The 6,970-nt window shown below is 71.5% G+C and carries 6 protein-coding genes and 1 tRNA gene; 5 read left to right on the forward strand and 2 right to left on the reverse strand.

All coding sequences use genetic code 11. The features are described from left to right. Window positions 1-21: 21 nt before the first annotated feature. Both E0493_RS09665 and lipB read right to left on the reverse strand, forming a co-directional pair. Window positions 22-1,101, reverse strand: a complete 1,080-nt coding sequence (locus E0493_RS09665) for an Ldh family oxidoreductase (RefSeq protein WP_160936721.1) — start codon at window positions 1,099-1,101, stop codon at window positions 22-24. 191 nt (window positions 1,102-1,292) lie between these two features. Further along, entirely contained in the window at window positions 1,293-1,955 is a 663-nt protein-coding gene (gene lipB / locus E0493_RS09670; protein WP_160936722.1) for a lipoyl(octanoyl) transferase LipB, read from the reverse strand. Between the two features lie 74 nt (window positions 1,956-2,029). Between lipB and E0493_RS09675 the strand changes: the two genes are divergently transcribed. The 5 genes from E0493_RS09675 to galU all read left to right on the forward strand — a co-directional run bounded on the left by E0493_RS09675 (window position 2,030) and on the right by galU (window position 6,922). Continuing rightward, window positions 2,030-2,112 (forward strand) — tRNA-Leu (locus tag E0493_RS09675). A 93-nt stretch (window positions 2,113-2,205) separates the two neighbouring features. Further along, window positions 2,206-4,467, forward strand: coding sequence for an NADP-dependent malic enzyme (locus tag E0493_RS09680; RefSeq protein WP_160936723.1), 2,262 nt, complete (start codon window positions 2,206-2,208; stop codon window positions 4,465-4,467). A 58-nt stretch (window positions 4,468-4,525) separates the two neighbouring features. After that, on the forward strand, window positions 4,526-5,227 hold the full coding sequence (locus tag E0493_RS09685) for a VWA domain-containing protein (RefSeq protein WP_160936724.1): 702 nt from the start codon (window positions 4,526-4,528) through the stop codon (window positions 5,225-5,227). A gap of 10 nt (window positions 5,228-5,237) precedes the next feature. Then, window positions 5,238-5,915: a J domain-containing protein gene (locus E0493_RS09690; protein ID WP_160936725.1), complete on the forward strand. Its 678-nt coding sequence runs from the start codon at window positions 5,238-5,240 to the stop codon at window positions 5,913-5,915. Between the two features lie 137 nt (window positions 5,916-6,052). Continuing rightward, a complete protein-coding gene (gene galU / locus E0493_RS09695; RefSeq protein ID WP_367614481.1) occupies window positions 6,053-6,922 on the forward strand; it encodes a UTP--glucose-1-phosphate uridylyltransferase GalU in 870 nt (289 codons plus the stop codon). Window positions 6,923-6,970: the final 48 nt, after the last annotated feature.

The following is a 6,970-nucleotide window of genomic DNA, read 5'->3' on the forward strand; positions in this document are numbered from 1 at the left end:
CGTCCGGGGGCGCTCTTCTGGTCAGTTCCCGAGAGGATCGGGCAGGCGGATGCCATGGCGTTCGGCGCGCGGCCGCAGCGCCTCCAGGATGCCCTCGGCGAGCGGCACCCCCCGCGCCAGCGCCTCCTCGCGCAGCTTCAGCCCGCGCTCGCCGGGCAGGCGGACCGGCGGCAGGCCGGGGCGCGGGGCGGCGGCGCGGCAGGCGGCGGCGGTGTGGCCGGTCTGCCGGGTGAAGGCTTCCAGCCCGGCGAAGGCGCCGGGGTCGAGCACCTGCAGGAACACGCTGGCGATCATGCCGGTCGGTTGCTCCACCCGGCCGAAGCCGGAAAGCCCCTGGGTCAGCGCCTCGGTGGCCAGCGCCATGGCGTAGCCCTTCTGGCCATGGTCCAGCCCGCCGGCCGGCAGGATGGTGCCGCCCTGGCCGATCACCGCCGGGTCGTCGGTCGGGTTGCCATCGGCATCCAGCAGCCAGGGATGCGGAAAGCGCTGGCCGAGCCGCGTCAGCCGCTGGCTCATGTTGTTGGTGGTGATGGAGGCGCTGATGTCGGTCACGACAGGCAGGCCGCCCGTCGGATAGCCCACGGAAACCGGATCCGGCGCCAGCACCGCCTCCCGTGCGCCGAAGGGGGCGACGCTGGCGGTGCCCGGGGCGCTGCTGTGCAGCACGCACATCATCCCCACCGCGGCGGCACGGGCCGGATAGACCGCCAGGCAGCCGATATGGTGGCTGTTGCCGATCGCGATGCTGCAGGTGCCGTGCGCCCGCGCCCGCTCGATGGCCAGGTCCAGCGCCTTCATGGTCAGCCAGCCGCCAGGCAGGCCGCGGCCGTCCCAGGTGGCGCAGGCGCCGCGATCGGCCAGGATCTCCGGCTCCCCCTCGACCCGCATCAGCCCGGCATCGATCTCGTCGAGGTAGCGTGGCAGCAGGCCAAGCCCGTGGGTCACGTGGCCCATCAGGTCGGATTCCACCAGCACGTCCGCCATCACCGCCGCCTTGCTGGCCGGCGTGCCATGCGCCTGGAAAAGGGCGGCAGCGGCGTCCCGCAGGGCCGTGGCGGGGTAGCGCGGCCGCGCCGCGACCTGGTCCGGGGCGGCGCTCACGGCGCGGGGCAGCGGCAAGGGTTCGGCACAGGGGAGCGACGCATTCCGGTTCCTTCCTCCAACTCGTAGGATGATCGCATGAGGCGCCACCCGTCGCAACGCGAGGACGAAGCATGCGGCCAGCTTCGGTGGCCGGGAACCGCCGCCCCGATCACAGCGCGTTGCGCCGGGGGGAGCGAGAGGCGATGCCCTCACTCCCCGCCGAACACCTCGCCCCAGGCCGCCTTCAGCGCGCTGTCCACCTCCTCCATCGTCGCGGTGATGCCAAGCGCCCAAAGGCTGGTGACGCCGTGCTGGCGGATGCCGCAGGGGATGATGCCGGCGAAGTGCGAGAGGTCCGGCTCCACGTTGAGCGCGATGCCATGCCAGCTCACCCAGCGCGTGACGCGCACGCCGATGGCGGCGATCTTGTTCTCCCGCCCCGTCGCCGCGTCGGCCACCCAGATGCCGACGCGCCCCTCGCGCCGCTCGCCCTTCACGTTGAAGCGGTCCAGCGCGCGGATGATCCATTCCTCCAGCCCGTGCACATAGGCGCGGATGTCGCGCGCCGGCACGGTGCCATGCGGCCGCCCGAGGTCGAGCATCACATAGGCGGTGCGCTGGCCTGGCCCATGATAGGTCCACTGCCCGCCACGCCCGGCGGCGTAAACGGGGAAGCGCGGGTCCACCAGCCCCTCCGGCGTGGAGGAGGTGCCGGCGGTGTAGGTCGGCGGGTGCTCCACAAGCCAGACCCGCTCGGGCGCGCCCGCGGCGCGGATGGCGGCGGCATGCGCCTGCATTTCCGCCAGCGCCACGGGGTAGTCCGTCAGTCCCTCGGCCACCCGCCACTCGGGAAAAGAAGAAATATCCGCCATAAACGCCGCTGGGGTTGTTGCTGTCTCTGAGATCATCGGCTATACGCCCGGCCCTGCCTGATACTTCACCACGTGCGGTCGTGGCGGAATGGTAGACGCGTCAGCTTGAGGTGCTGGTGGGGGCAACCCCGTGGAAGTTCGAATCTTCTCGACCGCATTTTCTTTCCAAACAATAGCCCGGCCTGCCACCCGGTCCCGGTCCTTGTGACCAGACGCCGGCTCCGTCATCGTCCGGGGCCCGGAGGTGCCAATGGACGAGGATTTCCGCAAAGCAGCGCTCGACTACCACCGGCTCCCCCGCCCTGGGAAGCTCAGCGTGGAAGCCACGAAGCGCATGGCAACCCAGCGCGACCTGGCCCTTGCCTATTCGCCCGGCGTCGCCGCCGCCTGTGAGGCGATCGCCGAGAACCCCCAATGCGCCTATGAGATGACCACCCGCGGCAACATGGTCGCGGTGATCACCAACGGCACCGCCGTGCTCGGCCTCGGCGCCATCGGCGCCCTGGCCTCGAAGCCGGTGATGGAGGGCAAGGCGGTCCTCTTCAAGAAATTCGCCGCCATCGATTCCATCGACCTCGAGGTGGACGAGCTGGACCCCGCCCGCTTCGTCGAGGCGGTGGCGGCGCTGGAGCCCTCCTTCGGCGCCATCAACCTGGAGGACATCAAGGCCCCGGAGTGCTTCGAGATCGAGCAAAGCCTGCGGCAGCGGATGAAGATCCCGGTCTTCCACGACGACCAGCACGGCACCGCCATCATCGTCGCCGCCGCCGTCCGCAACGGGCTGCTGCTGCAGGGCAAGAACCTGGCCGAGGCGAGGATCGTCACCTCCGGCGCCGGCGCCGCCGCCCTGGCCTGCCTGGACCTGCTCGTGGCGATGGGCGCCAGGGCCGAGAACATCACGGTCACCGACATCAAGGGCGTGGTCTATGCGGGCCGCACCGAGCTGATGGACCCCTACAAGGCGCGCTACGCCCGGGAGACCGAGGCGCGCACGCTGGCCGAGGTGCTGGACGGCGCCGACGTCTTCCTCGGCCTTTCCGCCCCGCGCGTGCTGAAGGCCGAGTGGCTGCCCCGCCTCGCCCCGCGCCCGCTGGTGCTGGCGCTGGCCAACCCCGAGCCGGAGATCCTGCCGGAGGCCGTCCGCGCCGCCCGGCCCGACGCCATCGTGGCGACGGGCCGGTCGGACTACCCGAACCAGGTCAACAACGTCCTCTGCTTTCCCTTCATCTTCCGCGGCGCGCTGGATGCCGGCGCCACCACCATCAACGAGGCGATGAAGGTGGCCGCTGTGGAGGCGCTCGCCCGCCTCGCCCGCATCGAGGCCTCCGAGGTGGTGGCCGCCGCCTATGGCGGGCAGGCGCCGGTGTTCGGGCCGGACTACATCATCCCCAAGCCCTTCGACCCCCGGCTGATCCTGGAGATCGCCCCCTCGGTGGCCCGCGCCGCCATGGAATCGGGGGTCGCCACCCGCCCCGTCGCCGACTTCAACGCCTATCGCGAGACGCTGGAGCGCTTCGTCTACCGCTCCGGCGACCTGATGCGGCCGATGATCCACGCCGCCCGCAAGGCGCCGAAGCGCGTCGTCTACAGCGAGGGCGAGGACGAGCGGGTGCTGCGCGCCGTGCAGAGCGTGCTGGATGACGACATCGCCGAGCCGGTGCTGATCGGCCGCCGCGGCGTCATTCAGGCCAAGGTCAAGGCGATGGGCCTCAGGATGGACCTCGCCGAGAGCGTCCGCCTGCTCGACCCCGCCGAGGACGAGGCGGTGTTCGGCCCGCTGGTGGAGGTCTATCGCGCCAAGGTGGGCCGCCGCGGCGTGCCGCCCGACACCGCCGAGCGTGCCGTGCGCCTGCGCCCCACCGTGGCCGCCGCCCTGCTGCTGGAGGCCGGCCAGGTGGATGCCGCCATCGTCGGCGGCCAGGGCGAGTGGATGCGCCACTGGCACCAGGCCTATGACGTCATCGGCAAGAAGGAGACGGCGAACCGCGTCTACGCCATGACCGGCGTGATCCTGCCGGCCGGCACGCTGTTCTTCGTGGACACCCACCTGCTGGTGGACCCCACCGCCGAGCAGGTGGCCGAGATGACGCTGCTGGCCGCCGAGCAGGTGCGCGCCTTCGGCCTGCACCCGCGCGTCGCGCTGCTCTCGCATTCCTCCTTCGGCGCCAGCCAGGCTCCCTCGGCCCGCAAGATGCGCGAGGCGCTGCAGCTCATCCGCGCCGCCGCCCCCGACCTCGAGGTGGACGGCGAGATGCACGCGGACGCCGCCCTGGTGCCCGCCATCCGCGAGCGCGCGGTGCATGACAGCCCGCTGACCGATTCCGCCAACCTGCTGGTGATGCCGAACCTCGATTCGGCCAACATCGCCTACAACCTGGTGAAGGCGGCGGCCGACGGGCTGCAGCTCGGCCCCCTGCTGCTCGGCATGCGCAAGCCGATCCACGTCCTGGTGCCGAGCGTCACCGCCCGCGGCATCGCCAACCTGACGGCGGTGGCCTCCACCCAGGCCTGATGGATTTTCCCTCGCCCGAGCCTTGCCTCGGGCGGGGTCGCTTCGCCATCTTCATGGCATGGCGAACCTTCCCGACCGCCCCGCCTCGGCCGCCGTCGCCGCCTTCCTGAAGCAGGTGGAGAACCTGCCGGCCGTGAAGCCCGGCGTGCACCGCCCCGGCCGGCTGGTCTTCGCCATCGACGCCACCGCCAGCCGCCAGCCAAGCTGGGACCGTGCCTGCCACCTCCAGGGCGAGATGTTCCAGGCCGCCGCCGGGCATGGCGGCCTCGCGGTGCAGCTCGCCTATTACCGCGGCTACGGCGAGTTCGCCGCCACCCCCTTCCTCACCGACGGCGGCGAGCTGGCGCGCCGCATGGCCGGCGTCGCCTGCCTCGGCGGCCGCACGCAGATCGGCAAGGTACTCGCCCATGCCCTGAACGAGACGGCCCGCGAGCGGGTGGCCGCCCTGGTCTTCGTGGGTGACGCCGTGGAGGAGCCGCCGGACCCGCTCTGCCACGCGGCCGGGCAGCTCGGCCTGCGCGGCACGCCCGTCTTTGCTTTCCAGGAAGGGCATGACCCCGCCGCCGCCTCGGTGCTGCGCCAGGTCGCGCGGCTGTCCGGCGGTGCCCACCGCGCGCTGGACGAAGGCAGCGCCACCGCGCTCGGCGAGCTGCTGCGCGCCGTGGCGGTCTTCGCCGCCGGAGGACGGGAGGCGCTCGCCCGCCTGCCCGGTGCGGCGGCGCGCGGGCTGATAGCGCAGCTTCCCGCCCCCGCACGGTGATCCGGCGCCGATGAGCTGGCTGTTGGGCGGCCTGGCGCTGCTGCTGCTGCTGGCCCTGCTGCTCTGGGGCTTCGCGACGGCCACCGTCACCCAGGTGAAGCGCACCGGCGCGGTGCTGCTGGCGCTCGTCGGATTTGTGGCCTTCGCGCTGCTGTTGCGCAGCGGCCGGCTGTTGCAGGCGCTGCCCGCCCTGCTTCCGATGCTGCCCCTGGGGCTGCGCCTCTGGCGCGGCTGGCGTTCCGCGCGCCGCTTCGCCGCGCCCGGCGGCGACGCGCAGGAAACCCAGGTTGAAACCGCCACGCTTGCCATGCGCCTCGACCTGGGAAGTGGCAGGCTTTCCGGCCGGGTGCGCCAGGGGCGCTGGGCCGGGCGGGAGCTGGGCGAGCTGCTCCTGGAGGACCTGCTGGCGCTGCGCACCGACTGCGCCACGAATGACCCGGAGAGCCTGCCGCTGCTGGAAACCTGGCTGGAGCGCGCCCATCCCGGCTGGCGGGCGGCGGCATCCGCGGCCGGCGGGGAGATGGACCGCGCCGGAGCGCTGGCGGCGCTGGGGCTGCAGGAAGGCGCCAGCGTGGCGCAGATCCGCGCGGCGCACCGCCGGCTGATGCAAAGCGCCCATCCGGACCATGGTGGCTCGGCCGAGCAGGCCGCGCGCCTTAACCGGGCGCGCGATATCCTGTTGCGGTGAAGTTCATCAACAAGCTATCGGCGGATCAATTGCCGTGAGGATGCCCCCGTGGCAATGCTTCCGCAGGAAAGCCTTTTTTCTGCCGCCTCCGCATGGCGGAGTGTGCCCTGTCGTTTAGAGACTTGGAGGAGCCCCGCGTGACGAAACCGTTGAAGAAAGCCGTGCTTCCGGTCGCCGGGCTGGGCACGCGGTTCCTGCCGGCCACCAAGGCCCTGGCCAAGGAGATGCTGCCGGTCGTCGACAAGCCCCTGATCCAGTACGCGGTCGAGGAAGCCCGCGCGGCGGGAATCGACCAGTTCTGCTTCGTCACCGGGCGCGGCAAGACCGCCATCGTCGAGCATTTCGACGTCGCCTACGAGCTGGAGCGGACGCTCCAGGAGCGCGGCAAGCAGGACATCCTGGACGACCTGCGCCGCCAGGCCTCGCTGCCCGGCAGCATCACCACCGTTCGCCAGCAGATCCCGATGGGCCTCGGCCACGCCATCTGGTGCGCCCGCGCCTTCATCGGCGACGACCCCTTCGCCATCCTGCTGCCGGACGACCTGATGCTGTGCAAGACGTCCTGCACGCAGCAGCTCGCGGAGGCCTACCAGGAGACCGGCGGCAACGTCGTCGCCATCGAAGAGGTGCCGATGGATCGCGTCAACAAGTACGGCGTGCTGGACATCGCGGAGGACAAGGGCCGGCTGGTCTCGGTCAAGGGCCTGGTCGAGAAGCCGAAGCCGGAGGACGCGCCCTCCAACCTCACCGTGATCGGCCGCTACGTGCTGATGCCGGAGGTGCTCACCCACCTCGCCAAGATGGAGAAGGGGGCGGGCGGCGAGGTGCAGCTCACCGATGCCATGGCCAAGCTGATCGGCAGCCAGCCCTTCCACGGCCTGCGCTACGAGGGCCGGCGTTTCGACTGCGGCGACAAGGTGGGCTTCCTGGAGGCGCAGATCGCCTTCGCGCTGCAACGGCCGGACATCGCCCAGGCCGTGCACGACTTCCTGCCGAAATACGTCTGAGGCTTCGCGATGCGCGTCGCCATGATCGGTGCCGGCTATGTTGGGCTG

Origin of the sequence: Teichococcus coralli (genome assembly GCF_009829925.1) — a bacterium.
In the GTDB taxonomy this organism is placed as follows: Bacteria; Pseudomonadota; Alphaproteobacteria; order Acetobacterales; family Acetobacteraceae; genus Pseudoroseomonas; species Pseudoroseomonas coralli.

Bases quoted from the DNA above. Each gene is read 5' to 3' on its own strand.
- lipB (WP_160936722.1), bottom strand. From the start codon at position 1,955: ATGGCGGATATTTCTTCTTTTCCCGAGTGGCGGGTGGCCGAGGGACTG.
- E0493_RS09680 (WP_160936723.1), top strand. From the start codon at position 2,206: ATGGACGAGGATTTCCGCAAAGCAGCGCTCGACTACCACCGGCTCCCC.
- E0493_RS09685 (WP_160936724.1), top strand. From the start codon at position 4,526: ATGGCGAACCTTCCCGACCGCCCCGCCTCGGCCGCCGTCGCCGCCTTC.
- E0493_RS09690 (WP_160936725.1), top strand. From the start codon at position 5,238: ATGAGCTGGCTGTTGGGCGGCCTGGCGCTGCTGCTGCTGCTGGCCCTG.